This is a genomic window from Terribacillus sp. DMT04, from assembly GCF_019056395.1.
Lineage (GTDB): Bacteria > Bacillota > Bacilli > Bacillales > Amphibacillaceae > Terribacillus > Terribacillus aidingensis_A.
The window spans coordinates 728,692-748,415 of the sequence record NZ_CP077639.1 but is presented as its reverse complement, the minus strand read 5'-3'; the positions used below and the strand labels follow the sequence as shown (position 1 = coordinate 748,415).

Here is a 19,724-nt window from a genome sequence, read left to right as displayed (position 1 = left end):
GGAAAAAGAAAAAATGCAGCCAAAAGGCTACATTTTTAGAATGGTAGATTTATGATAGTGTATGCACTCGGCTGATTATCAGCAGTATCAATCTCGTTAGAGGAAGAGAAGAATACACCTGCCCCAATTACAACTACAGCAACAATACCCATAACTAATTTCTTCATTTAATTTCCTCCTTAGATTTTTAGCAAGCCTTCATAAGATTTACTTGCTAATTTATAATAGTGTGCAGAATTCTTATATTTCTTTATATCCTCATAATGAGCTGCAATCATATTTGAATAAATAATTGTATAAACTTTATTCTCTTGATCCAGCAAATATGGTATTAACTGATTTGTAACCAGGTCTTCATAAAGCGCATAATCTTGACTTAACACTGCCTTAAATACACTTATTTCCAACTCTGATAGCTTACTCCCTATTGAAAAATTATCCATAATTTGCTCTGCTTTAACTATATAAGTTTCAGCCGACACATAGTCTTTTATAAGAATATATTCCCGTATGAGAGAAGTTACGGTAGTAAGTTTATAGTTTAATGGTACATTCTCTAGATTAAAAGCTGTCTTGTAAAATTCAATAGCCTCAGTAGAATTCCCCGCTCGAGAATGCAAATATCCTAGATTATGATTTGTAAGTTGTATAACATCATTACTATCTGTTATATCACCCAAGTGCTTTGCTAAATTGTACTGCTTGATTGCTTCTTCAAGCATATGCAATCTTCTGTAAGAAATCCCCAATATTATATGGCACTGTGCACAACGTACAAATTTATAACTATTTCTAAAGATAGCTAATGCTCTGTTTGCATACTCTAAAGCGCTGAGATCATTCACCAATTTACTGTGTAAGATACTAATTACATATAAAAGGTCTGCCTTCTCATCATCTAATAAATCTAATTTGTCCATAATAGACTCTGCTTCTTGATAGAGTTTAAGCGCCTTGGTGAATTCAGCCAATTCCATATGATAATAGTTACCAACAAACTTGTTCCAGTAAAAAGCTTGTAATGAAGTGAAAGAGTTTTGAACTTGATCCAAACGCTCAATCTGTTCCTTTGCTTCCTCAACTCTGCCTTCCACCAAATAAAACCTGATCTTCTGAATCTCGAACAACATTTCATGGTCGGAATTATTTGCTTTAAACAGAACTTCAAGTTCCTCGAATCGCTGTCTTCTTTCGTCGGCGTTGTGTACCTCGTACAGCATGCTGTACCATTCCTCTGCCTTCTCCTTAATCATATCTTCATTCTCTGCGTTCAGCTGGATACCGAGTCGTTCACAGAGGAGGCTGATGACTTCGGGGCTGGCGTCGGTTTTTTGGTTTTCGATTTTGGACAGATAGGATTCTGAAACAATGCCCGCTGCAAGGTCTTCTTGTGTCATATTTTGCTTGATTCTATGTAGTTTAATTAAAGGGCCTATTTCCATTTGGGCTACACCTCGAAACATTTTTTTCTTTCTGCGTAAGAGCTTGTGCCCAAGACCATTGCTGGAATGTGTTCCTGTTTCCATTTTAACACATCCCAGTCTATCGTATATTGGGAAAGTAGGGATTAAAGCGTATGCTTCTCTACCTATTTTCAGGGGATACTTTCCTGGTCTTGTCTACTATTGTATGATTTTGTCTTTTAATATTGGCTGCTTTAATTAAGAATATAAACTTTTGGTTCTTTTGTATCGTGTTCTCTTGTGATGAGCGCTTCGGTTTGATCATTGGATGTGATGTTCATTTCCAAATCATAATAGTTTGGAAAGATATCCATAATCTGTCCGTATGCATACTGCGAAAATGCAACGACTTCGGCATTTCCTTCAAATTGAATTGGTATGTCAATTATCAGCTTTTTCAGCTCGCCATCCTGGTAAAAACCTCTGCCGACCATGCCTGTATAGTTCGGGAAGAAGCTTGCTACTTTTGTTTCAAAAGCGGTAATGTATTGGCTCTCATCAGGATAGTTTTCTTCCGCCTCATCAGATGGGAATAAAACATTATCTTCCTTAATCTTCTTCCAATCTCCTACTGAACTGCTGCCTTTTTCCACTGTCGTTTCTGCAACGAAGTTACCTGGTACAACAGATTCTTTCTTGGCTTCACGGTAGATAGCAATATGAATTGGCACTTGTCCAAGTCCTTCTTCTTCACGCATTCTTTCCACAATTTTCTTTGCCATTTCATTGGCTTGCGATAACATTTCATCTTGTGAAATTTCTTCACGGTAAGGACCTTTACCGCCTGTTGTGAATTGGTATTCCGACTTCATCGCAAGCGCAATGGAAACTCCGCCTAGCTTAATGTCGCCGTTGTCATCCTCTGTCATATAATCCTGCTCGAGAATGTGAGATAGATATTTCGGGTTATTACGAAAATCTTCTACTGAAGCTTCTTCTTCATTCAGCTCCGGATTCAGACCAAGTTCTTTTGCTTCTTCTTCTTCAGAGATTTTTCCTTTATCATCTTTTTGTGCTTTTGCATAACGGCTCAGCCAGCTGTACAGGATGTCGCTGCTGAGCATTTGCCCTTCACGGAAATAATAATCATCCGGACTAAATACATCCTTGGAATGATTACGCAGTCCTTCCTCGACTTCACTAATATCCAATCGGTTGGCAATCTGATTGATGATTACGCCACGTGCTGCACTCGTTTCGTAATTCACAACACCTTTAGCTTTGCTTTTTTCATACGGAAGCAGCACTTTGTATTCTTCATCTGAATAATTATAGCTGGAAACAACCGACGTTTTTTCCCCGCCGTCTGCTGTTTCCTGCTTCACTTCTTCTTCACCGTTGCCTACCGGGCCGCAGCTTGCCAGCAAAAAGAGTGCTCCTATACCAAGAACACCTGCTATTTTTTTCATGTGTTTCTCCTCTCTATTCCTGTAACGCTTCGATCAAACGTGCTTCATCCCATATCTCTATCCCGAGCTTCTCTGCTTTATCATATTTTGATCCAGCATCTTCACCGGCAATCAATAAATCTGTCTTCTTGCTTACACTGCCTGTGACAATACCGCCCAGCGCTTCGATTTTCTCTTTCGCTTGCGGGCGTGAGAGAGCCTCCATTTTACCAGTCAGTACAATCGTCTTTCCAGTAAATACACTATCAGCTGTTACTTCTTGCGGCTTGATGCCTTTGTACGTCATATTTACGCCGACTGTTTTCAGCTCTTCAATCAATTGGATTACTTTATCCTCTTGGAAATGCTGATAAATAGAATCGGCCATTTTTTCGCCAATCTCATCAATTGCAACAAGCTCTTCCACGGTTGCCTGCTGCAGTCTGTCGATTGTTTCAAAAGCTTGTGCTAATGTTTTAGCTGCCTTGGATCCAACAAAACGGATACCCAATCCAAACAATAGACGCTCCAGTGAATTTTCTTTGGATGCTTCAATGGATTGCAGCATATTATCCGCAGACTTCTCGCCCATGCGCTCCAGATCGAGCAGCTTGTCTCGCTGTAATTTGTACAAGTCATCAATCGTGTGCACCAATGCAGCTTTGTACAGCTGCATAATGACTTTTTCACCTAAGCCATCGATATTCATGGCATTTCGGGAAACGAAGTGAATCAATCCTTCTACAAGCTGTGCCGGACAGCTTGGATTGATACAGCGCAGCGCAACTTCATCTTCCAAGCGGACCGTTTCACTGCCGCATTCCGGACAATGCGCTGGCATATGAAATTCCTGCTCATCTCCAGTGCGAGCATCGGTTACGACACGGACAACTTCCGGAATAATGTCGCCAGCTTTTTTGATGACAACTGTATCGCCAATACGAATATCTTTCTCGCGAATAAGATCTTCGTTATGCAACGTAGCGCGCTGCACAGTTGTGCCCGCTACTCGGACCGGCTCCAGCAGCGCTGTTGGTGTAATAACGCCAGTACGTCCGACGTTCAGCTCGATATCATACAGCTTGGTTGTCACTTCCTCGGCTGGAAATTTATATGCAATTGCCCAGCGTGGTGTTCGTGCTGTAAAGCCAAGTTCATCTTGCTGCTCACGCTTGTCCACTTTGATAACAATGCCATCAATCTCGTAGCGAAGATCAGCACGTTTCGCGCTCCACTCTTCCACGAAAGCTAGCACTTCTTCGATCTTTTCGCAGCGGCGGCGTTCTTTATTTGTCTTAAAGCCTTGCTGTTCCAAATAATCAAGCAGACCGCTATGGGAATCCAAATTGTTTGTCTCCCATTGACCAGAACCATACAAGAAGACATCTAAGTTACGGCTGGCAGCAATTTTCGGATCTAGCTGACGTAGAGAACCAGCCGCTGCATTACGCGGATTTGCAAACGGCGCTTCGCCGTTTTCTTCCTTTTGTGCATTTAGAGCAGCAAATGATTTTTGCGGCATAAAAGCTTCGCCGCGCACTTCGATTGCTTCCTCTAAATCAATTCGAAGCGGAATGCTGCGGATTGTCCGCAGATTTTGGGTAATGTCTTCACCTGTCGTTCCGTCTCCGCGAGTCGCGCCTTGAACAAATTCACCATTCTCATAGCGCAGAGATACAGCAAGACCGTCAATTTTCAATTCGCATATATACGAATACTCCTCCGTCTCCAGCCCATTTCTGACTCGCTTGTCAAAGCTTCGCAGATCCTCTTCATTAAAGGCATTGCCAAGCGAAAGCATCGGGACGCGGTGCTCCACCTTCTGAAAACCTTCAAGCGGTGCCCCGCCTACACGTTGGGAAGGCGAATCACTCGTAACTAGGTCAGGAAATTCTGCTTCTATGTCTAAAAGCCGCTTTAGTGTCTGATCATATTCATAATCAGACACTTGCGGATTATCAAGCACATGATAATCATAATTATATTGATTGAGCTTTTTGCGCAAATCAGCAAGCTCTTGCATTACTTCTTCTTTTTTCATGCTGTGCCACCTCAGTTAAGCTTTTGTAATCGGTGCGAATGTCGCGAGCAGCCGCTTAATTCCAACTGGTGCCGGGAAAGCAATATCAAGCTCCATCGCTTCTCCTTCACCGTTCACTTTTACGACTGTTCCTTCTCCCCATTTCTTATGAACAGCCTTATCACCAAGCCCCCATCCAAGAGCATCGGCACCTGATTTTGGCTTTGGCTTGCGTACAACACGCTTAGGAGCTTGCTTTTGAGCTGCCGCTTGTCTGCTGCTTTGGCCAAATGGATTTTGTTTGGTTTCCTGCATCCCTTCCAGCAGTTCACTTGGAATCTCACTAATAAAGCGGCTGACAGCGTTCATGTTTGTTCGGCCAAACAATGTCCGCATCTTTGCACGAGTCAGATAGAGCTCTTCTTCTGCGCGGGTAATTCCAACATACGCAAGACGGCGCTCTTCCTCCATCTCTGTTTCGTCCATTTGTGACCGGCTGTGCGGGAAGACATTCTCTTCCATGCCGATAAGAAACACAACTGGAAACTCCAGTCCTTTTGCACCATGCAATGTCATTAAGATGACTTTGTCGTCGCTGGCTGGATCTTCATCCATCGAATCAATATCTGCAATTAAGGCAAGGTCAGTCAGGAAGGCAATCAATGACTTGTCCTCACTCGTTTGCTCAAAGTTTTTCGTTACTGTCTTGAACTCTTCTAAGTTCTCCAGCCGACTTTGTGATTCGATGCTTTTCTCCGCGCGCAGCATGTCTTCATAGCCGGATCCCTCCAGCACTTGCTGCACCATATCTGTCGCTGTTAAAAATTCAACTTGCTTCGTCCAGTTGCTAATCATCGTTCCGAATTCACTTAATGCATTGGCAGCTTTTGCACTGACACCAGTGAAATCGACTTCTTTTAATGTATCGAATAAAGATATCTCATGCATATTTGCATAAGCTTGCAATTTCTCGATAGAAGTTTTGCCAATACCGCGTTTTGGTTCGTTAACGACACGCTCAAAGCTGATGTCATCATCTGGGTTGGCAATTAAGCGAAGATAAGCGAGCATATCTTTGATTTCTTTGCGGTCATAGAACTTCGTGCCGCCTATCATTTGATACGGAACGCCTGCTTTTACAAACGTTTCCTCAATAGAACGAGATTGGGCATTTGTGCGGTACAAAATTGCAATATCGCGATAATGTTTTTTCTTTTCGGTAATAACCATCTCTTCAATCTTCTCTGTTACATATAAAGCTTCGTCTCGCTCTGTCGCTGCTTCGTAATAACGCAGCTTAGAACCATCCATGTTATCCGTCCACAAATTTTTCGGCTTTCGTCCTGTATTGTTGCCAATTACTTTGTTGGCTGCATCAAGAATCGTCTTCGTCGAGCGGTAATTTTGTTCGAGCATAACGACCTTTGCATTTGGATAATCCTTTTCAAAGGAGAGGATATTCGCAATATCAGCTCCGCGCCAGCGATAAATCGATTGGTCGGAGTCTCCTACTACACAAAGGTTTTTATAACGAGATGCCAGCTGATTTACCAGGCGATACTGCGCGTGGTTGGTATCTTGGTACTCATCCACATGAATGTATTGGAAACGGCGCTGGTAGTATTGCAATACTTCCGGTACGCGGTCGAACAGCTGGATTGTTTGCATGATCAAGTCATCAAAATCGAGTGACTGGTTGCGGCGCAGTGTTTTCTGGTACAAATCAAATACTTCGGCCACTTTCTTTTCATACAAGCTACCAGCTTCTTTGAGGTACTCTTCCGGTGTAATCAATTCGTTTTTTGATGAACTGATAGCGCCTAGCATGGCACGCGGATCATATTGTTTTGGATCGAGATTAAGCCGTTTTAGTGCCTGCTTAATAACAGACAGCTGGTCACTTGTATCTAAAATAGAAAAGTTGCTGTTGTATCCTATTCTGTCTATATCGCGACGTAAAATGCGCACACACATGGAGTGGAAAGTGGAAACCCAAATTTGAGCACCTTCTTCTCCGACTAATTTGTGCACACGTTCCCGCATTTCACGAGCTGCTTTGTTTGTGAATGTAATCGCCAATATACTGCGCGGCGATACTTCTTTCTCTCCAAGCAAATAAGCAATTCGGTTTGTCAGCACGCGGGTCTTCCCGCTTCCGGCACCTGCCATAATTAAAAGCGGTCCTTCTGTATGCTGCACAGCTTCTGCTTGCTCTTTATTTAAACCATTTATTAAATCATTCGCCAATTGGCTCATGTTTGCACCGCCTTTATTTCTATCCTTTTACTGCTTTGACTGTCTTCAGAGCAGCTTTTATATTATCATACACGTGGTTTCCGACAATAATCACATCCGCATGCTGCTTCATCTCTGCTGCTTGTTCGGCTGACGTAATGCCTCCTCCGTAAAATAACAGCGTATTAGACAGCTGTTTTTTCACTTTCTGTACGAGCGCCGGTTCCGCATAGGCTCCGCTGTTTTCTAAATAAAAAACGGGGAGCTTGTACATATGCTCGGCCATATAAGCATAAGCGATTGTATCGTCCTCAGATGGCATGTCGCATTGCGTATGTGTAAACACTTTTGCATCCGGATTGATAACACAATACCCTTCCATGACAATCTCGTCCCAATGCATCATATCCCGGTAAGCCTTTACTGCTTCATGGTGCAGCCCCATAATCCATTGCTTATCCTTACTATTCATCACCATTGGCACATAATAGTAATCAAAACCTGGCGTAATTGCCTCCATATTGCTAATCTCCAGGATAACCGGAACGGTATGTCGGCGAATCCGCGCAAGCAAATCAAGTACACCATCCAGTGTCACATTGTCCGTGCCTCCGACAATAATCGCATCCGTACCAGACTCACAGATTTGCTCTAACTCCTCATCGCCAATATCTTTGGCCGGATCAAGCTTGAATATATGTTTCCACTCTTTCATGTTATACACGTGTACGTCCTCCATTACTTGCTTCCATAACGTACATTATAGCAAAAATCGACGGGATAATTTAGTGGTTGCTAGAGGAAAATACGAACAGTTGACGAACGAAGAAAGCCTGGCAACAGATTGCCAGGCTTTTCTTGTTCATTGGATTCGATCAGCAGGGAATACTAAGCCGATTTGGCTGCGTGCTTTATCCATAATTTCTGCTACAGCAAGCGCCAATTCATGTGTATTCGTACTAGATTCTCGTTTACCGGATTGAATTAAGTTTACAAATTCCTCTATTTCATATACCATGCGGTGCTCATTATCTTGCGGTCCGCTAATGTTTTTTTCGGTGCTGTCATGATATTGAATGGTGACATCTTCAAAATGGCCGATATGGTCAATCTTAATTGTTGCATCTTCCCCTTGTATTTCAGAAGGCTGCGTGGAGCTGGTAATTTTGGAATAATAAACGACTGCTTCCATTCCTTCATACGATAGCGTAATGGTTGCTTGTCCGTCCACGCCTGATTCGAGCAACGTCCCGCTCGCTTTTATCTCCTGCGGTTTACCGAACAACGCAATAAGTGGATACAAACAATAAATACCAATATCCATTGTGGCTCCGTTACTGAGCTCTGGATTGAAGGCGTTTAGTATCTCCCCTTGCCTGTAAGCATCATAACGAGAAGAATATTGGCAAAGCTGTGCTACATAACGGCGAACTGGCCCAATCTTATCCAAATGCTGCTGTAAGATTCGGTAGTTCGGCAAAAATGTTGTCTTCAACGCTTCCATTAACAGCACATCATGCTGTTTAGCGGTTTCAATCAAGTCTTTCACTTCTGCAGCATTGGATGCAAGCGGTTTTTCACACAATACATGTACGCCATGCTGCATAAAGATCTTCGCTTGGCTTGCGTGCAGTGCATTCGGGCTGGCAATATAAACAGCGTCCACTTTCCCGCTTTTCGCCATCTCCTCCATGTCGGTGAACGTATGTACAGCGCCTTGCTTCTCTGCGAATGCTTCAGCTCGCTCAGCATGTCGAGAATACACAGTTGTCAGTTCAAATCCTTCAACCTTTCTTCCTGCTTCCAAAAAAGATTCCGTTATCCAGTTCGTTCCGATTACTCCAAAGCGCACCATCCACGTCAGCTCCTTAATCCTCTTTTTTATCTTCCAAACGTTCCAAAACAGTGTTATAACCATCGTTCCCATAATTCAAGCAACGCTTCACACGTGAAATTGTCGTTGTAGACGCACTTGTTTCTTGAACAATTGCGTGATACGTTGCACCTTCACGCAGCATTTTCGCCACTTGCAGGCGTTGTGTTAGTGATTGTATTTCACTGATTGTCGCAATATCATCGAAGAAGCGATAGCAATCTTCCTTATCTTTCAGTGTCAGAATTGCCTCGAACAATTCATCTAAATGCTCACCACGGAGCTTGTCAAGCTGCATACAGCTTCCCTCCCCATACGCACGATTGTGCTTGTTACCTTATCCTTTATCATACATCATCTGAAGCATTTTTGCGTCATATGCGTGCAATGGAATTTTTATACTCGCATAGACAGCTCGCGCAGAGGGAAAATAAGGTCAAAAGAAAAGAGGTGCCACAAATGCTGAAACCGAATATCGGGATTGTCCAGGCTTTCATCCGGATTGCCGCTGGCGTCAGCATGGTCGGTTATGCGACAGCTGCTCTCGTCACTAAACCGAAGCAGCTCACTGCCCACTTAACACTGCTAGCTGGTGCAATTAAAATTGCTGAAGGGATTGTGCGTTACTGCCCAAGCATGGCATTGATCAATCAATTCCGGCATAAAGAAGAATCAGAATCAGAGGAATCATGAATAAAGGACCTGAGACAAAACAAAATTAAGTCATCTATACTTTTTAATGCAGCCCTCTGACAGCTGCTGTTATCGTCAGACAAGAATGGCTTTTGAGGTAGGCACCGACAAGAAAATTGCTTCTTATTTTCGAGGAGTCTACGTATTTCTGCCTACACTCGTGAAGGTTTCCATATACAAATCAGCGCAGGAAATACACGGAGACTCCCGCGAGAGGAAGGCTAGGGGAGACCCCCGCAGTGCGTTTTTCGCACAAGGAGGCTCACCAGCCGCCCGCAGGAAAGCGGAGTGTATTTCCGAAGCGATGCTCTCACCTTCATTTTCAATGCAAAAAATCCAAACAACGCTGCTGTTAATTGCAGTATTGTTTGGATTATTCATGCCATAGCCTATTGCTTGTTATTCCCCGAACCCAATGTCAGTTCGATAATGGAAATGGGTATTACCCTCAAATATTTTCAGCCCTTCTTTGACACTTTTTACAGCGTCAGACCGATTTTGATGTACAGCGCCAATGAACAAAATACGTCCGCCATTGGAAACATAGCCATCTGCAGTTTTTTCTGATCCAGCATGGATGCAGTAAACATCTTGCGGCAAAGAAGACAAATCTGGAATAGGAAGCTGTTTTTGGTAACTTCCAGGATACCCGCTGGCTGCAATCACAGTGCCGGTTGCGTAGGCATCTTTCCACTTCAGCAGTGGATCTTTACCAGCAGTTACATCCTGCATCACTTGCAGCAAGTCATTTTCCAATAACGGCAAAATAACTTGTGTTTCCGGATCTCCGAAACGTGCATTAAATTCAATTACTTTTGGTCCGTCCGTTGTTTCAATTAAACCTGCGTATAGAACACCTGTGAAAGAACGCCCTTCCTTAACTAAACCAGCTGCTGCTGGGATGAGAATATGCTCGATTGCTTCATCAATAACTGCTTGCTGCAAATCCGGAATAGGAGCATACGCCCCCATGCCTCCCGTATTCGGCCCTTGATCATGATCATAAACGCGCTTATGGTCACGAGCAGGAACAAGCGGGTACACACTTTTTCCGTTTACAAAAGCCATAAGTGAAAATTCTTTGCCATCCAAGAAGTCCTCAATAACAACCAGACTGCCAGCCTCACCGAATTGATTTCCTACAAGCATGCTTTCTACAGCCTCATTCGCTTGATCTACTGTTTGCGCCACAACAACACCTTTTCCTGCCGCTAAGCCGTCTGCTTTCACAACAATTGGTGCACCTTTTTCAGCAATATACGCTTTTGCTTTCGCTGCATCTGTGAAGGTCTGACTTGCAGCTGTAGGAATGTGATGTGCTTGCATAAATTGTTTAGCGTAATCTTTACTTCCCTCAATTAAAGCTGCTTCTTTTGTCGGTCCAAACACATGTAATCCTGCCTGCTGAAAAGCATTGACAACACCAGCCAGCAATGGAATTTCCGGTCCGACGAATGTCCAGTCAATTTGCTCTTCTTTTGCAAAACTTACCAGGTCATCCACCGCTGTTACATCAATTGGCACACAGGTAGCCAAATCAGCTATTCCGCCATTTCCTGGCGCTGCGTATATCGCGGTTATTTTCGTACTTGAAGCTAGCTTCGCAACGATACTATGCTCCCGGCCGCCGCTGCCGATTACAAGAACTTTCACATGTACTCCCCCTGACAATTAATGCTTAAAGTGACGCATTTCTGTAAAGACCATGGCAATATTATGCGCATTACACACAGCGATAGACTCTTCATCTCGTTTTGATCCGCCAGGCTGAATGATTGCCGTCACGCCAGCTTGAATCGCTGCTTCCACTGTGTCTGGCATTGGGAAGAATGCATCCGATGCAAGAACACTTCCTGCTGCTTTTTCACTAGCTTGCTCTAGTGCAATTTTCGCCGCACCGACACGGTTCATCTGGCCTGCACCAACACCGATTGTTTGATCATCTTTTGCTACGACAATCGCATTAGATTTCACATGCTTCACGACTTTCCAAGCGAAAAGCAAATTCTTTAATTCTTCTTCTGTTGGCTTACGGTCGGTCGCCACGGTAAGATCTGCTTCTGTAACTGCTCCCGTATCATAGTCCTGTACAAGCAATCCGCCGCTAACGCTGACAACTTTTTTCGGCTGCTCTATTTTATCGGCAGCAAGCTTTAGCAAACGAATGTTTTTCTTCTCGGTAAGCAGTGCAAGTGCTTCTTCTGTGAAACTTGGGGCAATTACAATTTCTAAGAAGATTTCTTTCAGCTGTAAGGCTGTGTCTTTGTCTACCTCTCGGTTCAAAGCTACAATCCCGCCAAAGATTGAAGTAGAGTCTGCTTCAAATGCTTTGCGGAAAGCATCCGAAATTGTTCCCCCGATTCCGACACCGCATGGATTCATATGCTTAACTGCCACCGCAGCAGCTTCTTGGAATTCCATTACGATCTCCAGCGCTGCGTTAGCATCTTGGATATTATTATAAGAAAGCTCTTTTCCGTGCAGCTGTTTTGCATTCGCAATCGAAGCTCCTTTTACGATCGGGTCTTTATAAAATGCGGCTGCTTGGTGCGGGTTTTCGCCATAACGTAAGGATTGCACCTTTTCGTACGTAAGCGTCAGTGTTTCATTATCCTGCTCGTCATTCAATTCTGCCATGTAACCAGCAATCATCGCATCATAGTTAGCTGTATGACGGAACACTTTCCCAGCCAAGCGACGTTTTGCTTCATAAGAAAGCTCTCCTTCTCGCAAAGCCGCTAGTGTTGTATCATAATCAGCTGGGTCGACCAAAACGGTGACGCCAGCAAAGTTTTTTGCTGCAGAACGAAGCATTGTCGGCCCGCCAATATCAATGTTTTCAATTGCATCGGCTTCTGTTACATCTGGCTTCTCGATTGTATTTTTGAAAGGATACAGATTGACAACGACCAAATCGATTGGTGTGATGTCACGTTCTTTCAGCTGCTGCATATGGCTGTCATTATCTCTTCTAGCCAATAAACCGCCATGAATGGCTGGGTGCAATGTTTTCACACGTCCGTCCATAATTTCATCAAATTTCGTCACGTCAGCTACTGCTGCAGCTGGAATTCCTGCTTCCTGCAGCTGCTTAAGCGTTCCCCCAGTAGAGATGATGTCATAATCCATCGCCGCCAACTCCTTGGCAAATGGGATGATTCCTGTTTTATCTGAAACGCTGATTAACGCACGTGGCATTAGCTGTCATTCCTTTCCTTCTCGTGTAAGTATGTAATGAATTGTTTCTGGATATAAGCGGTGCTCAATTTGCTGGATCCGCTGATGCAAGGTTTCATGCGTATCTCCTAGTTGCACAGGAACTGCTTCTTGAGCAATGATGGTGCCTGTGTCCATGCCGCTATCGACAAAATGAATCGTCACTCCGCTCACTTTTACTCCAGCGGCCAACGCTTGTCCGATGGCATCTTTACCGGCGAATGCAGGCAATAAGGACGGGTGAATATTTATAATCCGATTTGCAAATGCGTCTAGCAAAGTAGATCCAATTAAGCGCATATAGCCCGCCAAGAAAATCCACTCAATTTGCATATCCTGCAATTTCGTTAAAATTGCTTGTTCATAAGCTTGCTTATCTGGGAACGTTTTTGGATCGCAAACTAAGACTTCTACATCCCAGCGGGCTGCTTTTTGGATAACTGGAGCTTCGGGTTTATCACAAACAAGCAGGCGAACAGCACATGGTAATGCGGAAGCTTGCACAATCGCCTCTGCATTACTGCCGCTGCCAGAAGCAAAGACAGCAGCTGCAATCATGCTTGAAACTCCACGCCGTTTTGCTCTGTCACTTCACCGATAATCCAGGCTCTTTCGCCAGCATCTTGAAGCAAGCTCAGACACTGCTCGGCATCTTCTTGTGATACAATCAGCGCCATGCCGATACCGGTATTAAATACGCCAAGCATATCGTCAAAAGCAATTTCTGCTTTGTCCATTAAAAATTCATAAACAGCGGGAAGCTCCCAGCTATCTGTCTGAATGCGTACACCTAGGTGCTCTGGCACTGCGCGAGGCAGATTCTCATGAAAGCCGCCGCCGGTAATATGAGAAATACCGTGAATATCTATTTTTTCTTGAACAGCGCGGACAGCTTTTGCATAAATTTTCGTTGGCTCCAGCAAAACCTCTCCTAAAGGACGGTCAAACGGTGCATATACGTTATCTAGCGATAGATTGTGTTTCTCCAGCAATCGGCGAACTAATGAAAAGCCATTGGAATGCAAACCGCTGGATGCAATGCCAATGATCGTGTCCCCAGCTTGCACAGCATCTCCGCTGATGAGCTTCGACTTTTCGCCGATACCAACAACAAAACCAGCCAAATCATATTCGTCTTCCGCATACATGCCAGGCATTTCCGCTGTCTCACCGCCAATTAACGCAGCGCCTGCTTCAACACAGCCATCCGAAATTCCTTTCACAATCTGCTCAATTTTCTCCGGTTCATTTTTTCCGCAAGCAATATAATCAAGGAAAAATAATGCCTGTGCGCCTTGGGCGATAATGTCATTCACGCACATCGCAACCAAGTCAATGCCAACAGTATCATGCTGATTCATATCAAATGCCAGCTTCAGCTTTGTGCCCACTCCATCTGTTCCAGAAACAAGTACCGGCTCTTTATAAGAAAACGACGATAAATCAAACAGTCCAGCAAACGCTCCGACACCGCCGATGACCTCGGGGCGGTTCGTTCGTTTAATATGCTTTTTCATTAAGTCCACTGCGCGATAGCCTGCTTCCACATCGACGCCGGCTTGCTTGTAAAGTTCACTCATGCTTGGCCTCCTAACACTTGTATGCCGGAAGTACAGTATCCGGGTAGATCTCAGTTGGGTAATTCCCTGTAAAGCATGCTTTGCAGATGCCATGTGTCATGACGTCGTTATCGCCAACAATGCAATCTTGCAGACCATCGACGCTAAGGAAAGAAAGGGAATCTGCTTCAATCAGTTCGCGCATTTCTTCGATGCTGTGATTCGCTGCAATCAGCTCTGAAGTTGTCGACGTATCAATGCCGTAGAAACACGGATTCTGAATTGGCGGTGATGCAATTCGCACATGTACTTCTGTTGCTCCGGCTTCTTTCAGCATGCGGACAATCCGCTTGCTCGTCGTACCGCGAACGATAGAGTCATCGACCATTACGACACGCTTGCCTTTCACGATTCCGCGTACAGCAGACAATTTCATCTTCACGCCTTGCTCCCGCAGCTCTTGAGACGGCTGGATAAACGTTCGGCCAACATAACGATTTTTAATCAATCCAAGCTCATATGGAATGCCGCTCGCTTCGGAAAATCCGATGGCAGCAGAAATACTAGAATCCGGTACTCCTGTGACAACATCTGCTTCAATTGGCGCTTCCTGCGCGAGCACTTTGCCCATTTTTTTACGAGAAGCATGCACATTCTGACCGTTCAAATCGGAATCCGGACGAGAGAAATAGACATACTCCATGGAACAAAGGGACCGCTCCAACGTGGAGGAAAAGCGTTGCGAATGCAGGCCAGTATCGCTGATTGTAATCAATTCGCCTGGCTCTACTTCACGTACATATTCCGCTCCTGTTACATCAAAAGCACATGTTTCCGAAGATACAACCCAGGCATCTCCGAGTTTACCGAGCGATAAGGGACGCAAGCCTTTCGGATCTACTGCAACGAACATTTGCGTTTCAGTAAGAATCGTCAAGCTGTACGCACCTTTGACCATGCTGAGTGCAGATTTGATCGCTTCATCCAGTTCAATTTGACCGCTGCGCTTGATCAAATGCGCAATCACTTCTGTATCAGAAGAAGTTTGCAAGATGCTGCCTTGTGCTTCCAGCTGCTGTTTTAATCCGTATGCATTAACAAGGTTGCCGTTATGGGCAATTGCGAGACTGTCTTTTTGGGAACGAAACAGCAATGGCTGCACGTTTTCATAGCCACCGCCGCCCGCAGTTGCATAGCGAACATGACCAATCGCGGCATTGCCGTTCAGCTTATTAAACGCACTACCAGCAAACACCTCATTAATCAAGCCAAGTCCTTTATGCAAATGCAGATTTTCTCGGTCTGTTGTTACAACGCCGGCACCTTCCTGTCCTCGATGCTGCAACGCATGAAGACCGTAATACGTTACTTCTGCTGCTTTTTCGTGACCCCAAATCGCAAAGACACCGCATTCCTCGTTCAAGCCTTTGATTTCAGCAAGCATGGAATAGCTCCTTTCCAAAGTCCCTCAAGTGTTGGTACTGCTTCTGCGATGATTGTCTTGTCTCCTCGGACAACTGTAAGTTCCGCTGTATCTGTCACGACGCCGATTTGCGCTGCCGCTGGTACTGCTTCTTCAAAAGCTGCTTGTTTTTCAGGTGAAACAGATACAAGGAAACGTGATTGTGATTCACTGAAAAGTGCTGCCATTACATCTTCCTCTACTGTCACTTGCGCCCCAAGCCTTGTACCAAACAAGCTTTCTGCTAATGCGACAGCCAAACCACCTTCGGCAAGATCATGTGCGGATGCTGTTAGCCCTTGCTGGATGCTAGTTAGAACGGCTTGCTGATTGCTCGCTTCGATATCAAGATCAATAGCTGGAGCTTTTCCGTAGTAGCGTCCTTCAAGCAGATTTTGCAGCTCACTGCCGCCGAACTCTGCTTTTGTTTCGCCTACTAGATAGATCGCATCGCCAGCTTGCTTGAATGTGCTCGTTGTTACATGTGCGATGTCTTCCACTAAGCCAACCATACCGACGATTGGTGTTGGGAAAATAGACTGTTGGTTCGATTCGTTGTAAAGTGATACATTTCCGCTGATAACTGGCGTTTCCAATGCAAGACAAGCAGCACTCATGCCTTCGACACTTTTCTCCATCTGCCAGAAATTCTCCGGCTTATCTGGATTACCAAAGTTCAAGCCATCCGTCAGAGCTAGCGGCTTGGCACCAGAACTAATGATGTTTCTAGCTGCTTCTGCTACTGCAATTTTCCCGCCTGTTTCCGGATCGAGGTAAATATAACGAGAATTACAGTCAGTCGTCATGGCAATGGCTTTTTGTGTGCCGCGAACGCGAACGATCGCTGCGTCGCTTCCTGGTGCGACAACTGTATCCGCTCCAACCATGCTGTCATATTGATCGTACACCCATTCTTTGCTGGCAATAGTCGGCTGCTGCAGCAGTTGTTTGAGCGTTTCCGCATAATTTGAAATAGCTGGCTTGTAATCAATTGTTTGGAACTCTGTGAAATAATCCGGTACTTTGGAATCTTTATAGTAAACTGGTGCATCTTCTGCCAAACTATCAACTGGTATTTCAGCAGCAACTTCTCCATGATGCAGCAAGCGGAACTGCTTATCGTCCGTCACTTTACCAACTGCCACAGCTTGTAAGCCGTATTTCTCAAATACATCAATAATGCCTTGTTCCTGTCCTTTTTTCACCACGAGCAGCATGCGCTCTTGTGATTCAGACAGCATCAATTCGTAAGGTGTCATATGCAGCTCTCGCTGCGGTACAAGATCCAAATTCATCTCCATTCCCATGCCAGCTTTACTTGCCATCTCACTCGCACTGGATGTTAAACCAGCAGCACCCATGTCCTGCATACCAACAAGCGCTTCATGCTGGATAACTTCCAAACAAGCTTCGATCAGCAGTTTTTCCATAAACGGATCGCCAACTTGCACGGACGGACGTTTTGATTCGGACTCTTCGCTTAAATCCTCTGAAGCGAAGGTCGCGCCATGAATTCCATCACGACCAGTTGGAGCACCAGCGTAAATAACCGTATTGCCAACGCCGGCCGCGATTCCTTTTTGAATATCCTTCTGGTCAATCAAGCCGACACACATGGCATTCACTAGTGGATTGCCTTCATAACTTGTATCGAATTGAATTTCACCGCCGACGGTTGGTACACCAACACAGTTGCCGTACCCTGCAATACCATGAACAACTTCCTCTAGTAAATATTTCACACGAGGTGTTGTCAGATTGCCAAAGCGCAAGGAATTCAACAGCGCAATTGGGCGCGCTCCCATGGAAAAAACATCACGGATAATACCACCGACACCTGTCGCAGCACCTTGGTAAGGCTCGACCGCGGACGGATGGTTATGACTCTCGATCTTGAACACGACTGCCTTGTCATCGCCAATATCAACAATGCCGGCTCCTTCACCGGGTCCTTGCAACACATGCGGTCCCTTGGTCGGAAATTTACGCAATAATGGCTTGGATGTTTTATAGCTGCAATGCTCGGACCACATAACGGAGAAAATGCCTGTTTCGGTGAAGTTTGGCTGTCTGCCTAAAATGTTTTTAACAGATTGGAACTCTTCATCTGTCATACCCATATCGCGATACAGACGGTCTTGTTCGATTTTTTCTGGGCTGATTTCAGCTTGTTGTAACATACATTTCCCTCCAGTGGTGTAATACAGATTGGAATAGTGCTAAACCGTCTTTTGAACCAAGCAGATCCTCCATCGCTCGTTCCGGATGCGGCATCATGCCGAGTACGTTTCCGGCTTTGTTGGCGATCCCGGCAATATCAGCACGAGAACCGTTCGGATTATTTTTGTAAGTGAAAACAATCTGATTATTTCGCTGTAACGTCTCCAACGTTTCATCGTCACAATAGTAATTACCTTCTCCATGCGCGATGGGAATTTGAATTTCCTGTCCCTTTTCATATCCGCTCGTAAATAGTGTATCGTTACGCTCAACTACTAATGTTTCGTAATGGCACATAAATTTCAGTTTTTCATTTCGCAGCATAGCTCCTGGCAGCAATCCTGTTTCCAAAAGAATCTGGAATCCGTTGCAAACACCAAGGACAGGTGTACCTGTTTCAGCTTTTTGTTTAATCTGATTTAAAACGTTTGATACCGACGCGATAGCCCCGGAGCGAAGATAATCACCATAACTAAAGCCGCCTGGCAGCAAAATAGCGTCATAGTCTGCTAGATTCGCATTTTCATACCATACAAGATCAGCTTCTTCTCCTAAACCGTCCCGGACCGCATGATACATGTCTCGGTCACAGTTGGAGCCTGGAAAAACGATGACAGCGAATTTCACGACTTGATGCCCTCCTCGACTGTATAGCTGTATTCTTCCATCACAGGGTTAGCTAGCAGCTTATCACACATACGCTGCACTTCTTGTGCTACATCGGCATTATCCGGCAAGCTCATTTCGATATATTTTCCGACACGCGTATCCGCTACTTCCGGAAAACCATTTGCCTGCAATGCTTCTTGTACAGCCTTACCTTGTGGGTCTAAAACCCCTTCTTTCAGCGTGATGAAGATTCTGACTTTTTTCATTTTGCTGCCTCCAGTCGATTTAAAATTGCATCATACACATCAATCAAATTCCCAATGTCTTCACGGAACACATCTTTATCCATCTTGCTTCCGCTCTCTTTATCCCAAAGCCGGCATGTGTCAGGTGAAATCTCATCTGACAGAAGAATAGAGCCATTCTGATCACGGCCGAATTCCAGTTTAAAATCGACCAGCTGCAGGCCGACTCTGTCGAAGAACGCCTGCAAATGCTGGTTGACTTCCAATGCTGCTTGCTTTATGAAAACAAGCTCCTCTTCATTCAGATCCGTCAGCAAAAGCGCGTGCGCGTCATTGATAATCGGATCATCCAAGCTGTCATCTTTGTAGTAAAACTCTGTCAAAACGGGTTGAAAAACGGTCTTTTCAGGAATACCAAGTCTTCTCGTAATGCTTCCTGCTGCGACATTTCGAACAACTACTTCGAGCGGTATGATTGACGTCTGACGCACTAACTGCTCTGTCTCATTAAGTGACTTAATAAAGTGTGACGTAATACCTTTCTCTTTTAAATAGTCAAAAATATGAGCAGAAATAAGATTATTGTAACGGCCTTTTCCTTCGAAGCTTGCTTTCTTCTTGCCATTGAACGCTGTCGCATCATTCTTATAGGAGAGCACGAGCTGCTGCTCGTCCTCCATGGATTGAAATACTTGTTTGGCTTTTCCTTCATAAAGCAATTTGCCTTTCACGTTCTCCACC

Annotated in this window: 18 protein-coding genes; 1 reads left to right on the top strand and 17 read right to left on the bottom strand. The window is 44.6% G+C overall.

The features are described from left to right. Positions 1–35 precede the first annotated feature (35 nt). From KS242_RS18190 to KS242_RS04010, 8 genes are all read right to left on the bottom strand, one after another. Positions 36–167, bottom strand: coding sequence for a hypothetical protein (locus KS242_RS18190; RefSeq protein WP_256444525.1), 132 nt, complete (start codon positions 165–167; stop codon positions 36–38). 12 nt (positions 168–179) lie between these two features. Further along, positions 180–1,526 carry a helix-turn-helix domain-containing protein gene (locus tag KS242_RS04040; RefSeq protein ID WP_217323131.1) on the bottom strand — a complete coding sequence of 449 codons (1,347 nt, stop codon included), beginning with the start codon at positions 1,524–1,526 and terminating at the stop codon, positions 180–182. A gap of 131 nt (positions 1,527–1,657) precedes the next feature. Continuing rightward, positions 1,658–2,872: a CamS family sex pheromone protein gene (locus KS242_RS04035; protein ID WP_217323130.1), complete on the bottom strand. Its 1,215-nt coding sequence runs from the start codon at positions 2,870–2,872 to the stop codon at positions 1,658–1,660. Positions 2,873–2,885: 13 nt separating this feature from the next. Continuing rightward, on the bottom strand, positions 2,886–4,892 hold the full coding sequence (gene ligA, locus KS242_RS04030; RefSeq protein ID WP_217323129.1) for an NAD-dependent DNA ligase LigA: 2,007 nt from the start codon (positions 4,890–4,892) through the stop codon (positions 2,886–2,888). Positions 4,893–4,907: 15 nt separating this feature from the next. After that, the gene (gene pcrA / locus KS242_RS04025; RefSeq protein ID WP_217323128.1) at positions 4,908–7,127 is read right to left on the bottom strand and encodes a DNA helicase PcrA; all 2,220 of its coding nucleotides are present in this window, start codon (positions 7,125–7,127) and stop codon (positions 4,908–4,910) included. 19 nt (positions 7,128–7,146) lie between these two features. After that, positions 7,147–7,830: a heptaprenylglyceryl phosphate synthase gene (locus KS242_RS04020; RefSeq protein ID WP_217323127.1), complete on the bottom strand. Its 684-nt coding sequence runs from the start codon at positions 7,828–7,830 to the stop codon at positions 7,147–7,149. 138 nt (positions 7,831–7,968) lie between these two features. Then, positions 7,969–8,961, bottom strand: coding sequence for a Gfo/Idh/MocA family protein (locus KS242_RS04015; RefSeq protein ID WP_217323126.1), 993 nt, complete (start codon positions 8,959–8,961; stop codon positions 7,969–7,971). Positions 8,962–8,974: 13 nt separating this feature from the next. Beyond that, positions 8,975–9,277 carry a YerC/YecD family TrpR-related protein gene (locus KS242_RS04010; RefSeq protein WP_077304727.1) on the bottom strand — a complete coding sequence of 101 codons (303 nt, stop codon included), beginning with the start codon at positions 9,275–9,277 and terminating at the stop codon, positions 8,975–8,977. Positions 9,278–9,438: 161 nt separating this feature from the next. On the opposite strand from KS242_RS04010, the gene KS242_RS04005 reads away from it, so the two are divergent. Next, complete coding sequence (locus KS242_RS04005) at positions 9,439–9,672, top strand: YgaP family membrane protein (protein ID WP_217323125.1); 234 nt, start codon at positions 9,439–9,441, stop codon at positions 9,670–9,672. A gap of 399 nt (positions 9,673–10,071) precedes the next feature. On the opposite strand, the gene purD is transcribed toward KS242_RS04005, so the two are convergent. The 9 genes from purD to purC are packed head-to-tail and all read right to left on the bottom strand — an operon-like array spanning position 10,072 to position 19,714. Further along, positions 10,072–11,325, bottom strand: a complete 1,254-nt coding sequence (gene purD, locus KS242_RS04000; RefSeq protein WP_217323124.1) for a phosphoribosylamine--glycine ligase — start codon at positions 11,323–11,325, stop codon at positions 10,072–10,074. 18 nt (positions 11,326–11,343) lie between these two features. Next, positions 11,344–12,870, bottom strand: coding sequence for a bifunctional phosphoribosylaminoimidazolecarboxamide formyltransferase/IMP cyclohydrolase (purH, locus tag KS242_RS03995; protein ID WP_217323123.1), 1,527 nt, complete (start codon positions 12,868–12,870; stop codon positions 11,344–11,346). A gap of 6 nt (positions 12,871–12,876) precedes the next feature. Continuing rightward, positions 12,877–13,446: a phosphoribosylglycinamide formyltransferase gene (gene purN / locus KS242_RS03990; RefSeq protein WP_217323122.1), complete on the bottom strand. Its 570-nt coding sequence runs from the start codon at positions 13,444–13,446 to the stop codon at positions 12,877–12,879. Continuing rightward, entirely contained in the window at positions 13,443–14,468 is a 1,026-nt protein-coding gene (gene purM, locus KS242_RS03985) for a phosphoribosylformylglycinamidine cyclo-ligase (RefSeq protein ID WP_217323121.1), read from the bottom strand. The genes purN and purM overlap by 4 nt, the downstream gene beginning before the upstream one ends. A 10-nt stretch (positions 14,469–14,478) precedes the next feature. Then, positions 14,479–15,891, bottom strand: coding sequence for an amidophosphoribosyltransferase (gene purF / locus KS242_RS03980; RefSeq protein ID WP_217323120.1), 1,413 nt, complete (start codon positions 15,889–15,891; stop codon positions 14,479–14,481). Next, on the bottom strand, positions 15,867–18,089 hold the full coding sequence (gene purL / locus KS242_RS03975) for a phosphoribosylformylglycinamidine synthase subunit PurL (protein WP_217323119.1): 2,223 nt from the start codon (positions 18,087–18,089) through the stop codon (positions 15,867–15,869). The genes purF and purL overlap by 25 nt, the downstream gene beginning before the upstream one ends. Continuing rightward, positions 18,073–18,756 carry a phosphoribosylformylglycinamidine synthase subunit PurQ gene (gene purQ, locus KS242_RS03970; protein ID WP_217323118.1) on the bottom strand — a complete coding sequence of 228 codons (684 nt, stop codon included), beginning with the start codon at positions 18,754–18,756 and terminating at the stop codon, positions 18,073–18,075. Before purQ ends, purL begins: the two co-directional genes overlap by 17 nt. Continuing rightward, entirely contained in the window at positions 18,753–19,004 is a 252-nt protein-coding gene (gene purS / locus KS242_RS03965) for a phosphoribosylformylglycinamidine synthase subunit PurS (protein ID WP_217323117.1), read from the bottom strand. The genes purQ and purS overlap by 4 nt, the downstream gene beginning before the upstream one ends. After that, a complete protein-coding gene (purC, locus tag KS242_RS03960) occupies positions 19,001–19,714 on the bottom strand; it encodes a phosphoribosylaminoimidazolesuccinocarboxamide synthase (protein WP_217323116.1) in 714 nt (237 codons plus the stop codon). Before purC ends, purS begins: the two co-directional genes overlap by 4 nt. Between the last annotated feature and the right edge of the window lie 10 nt (positions 19,715–19,724).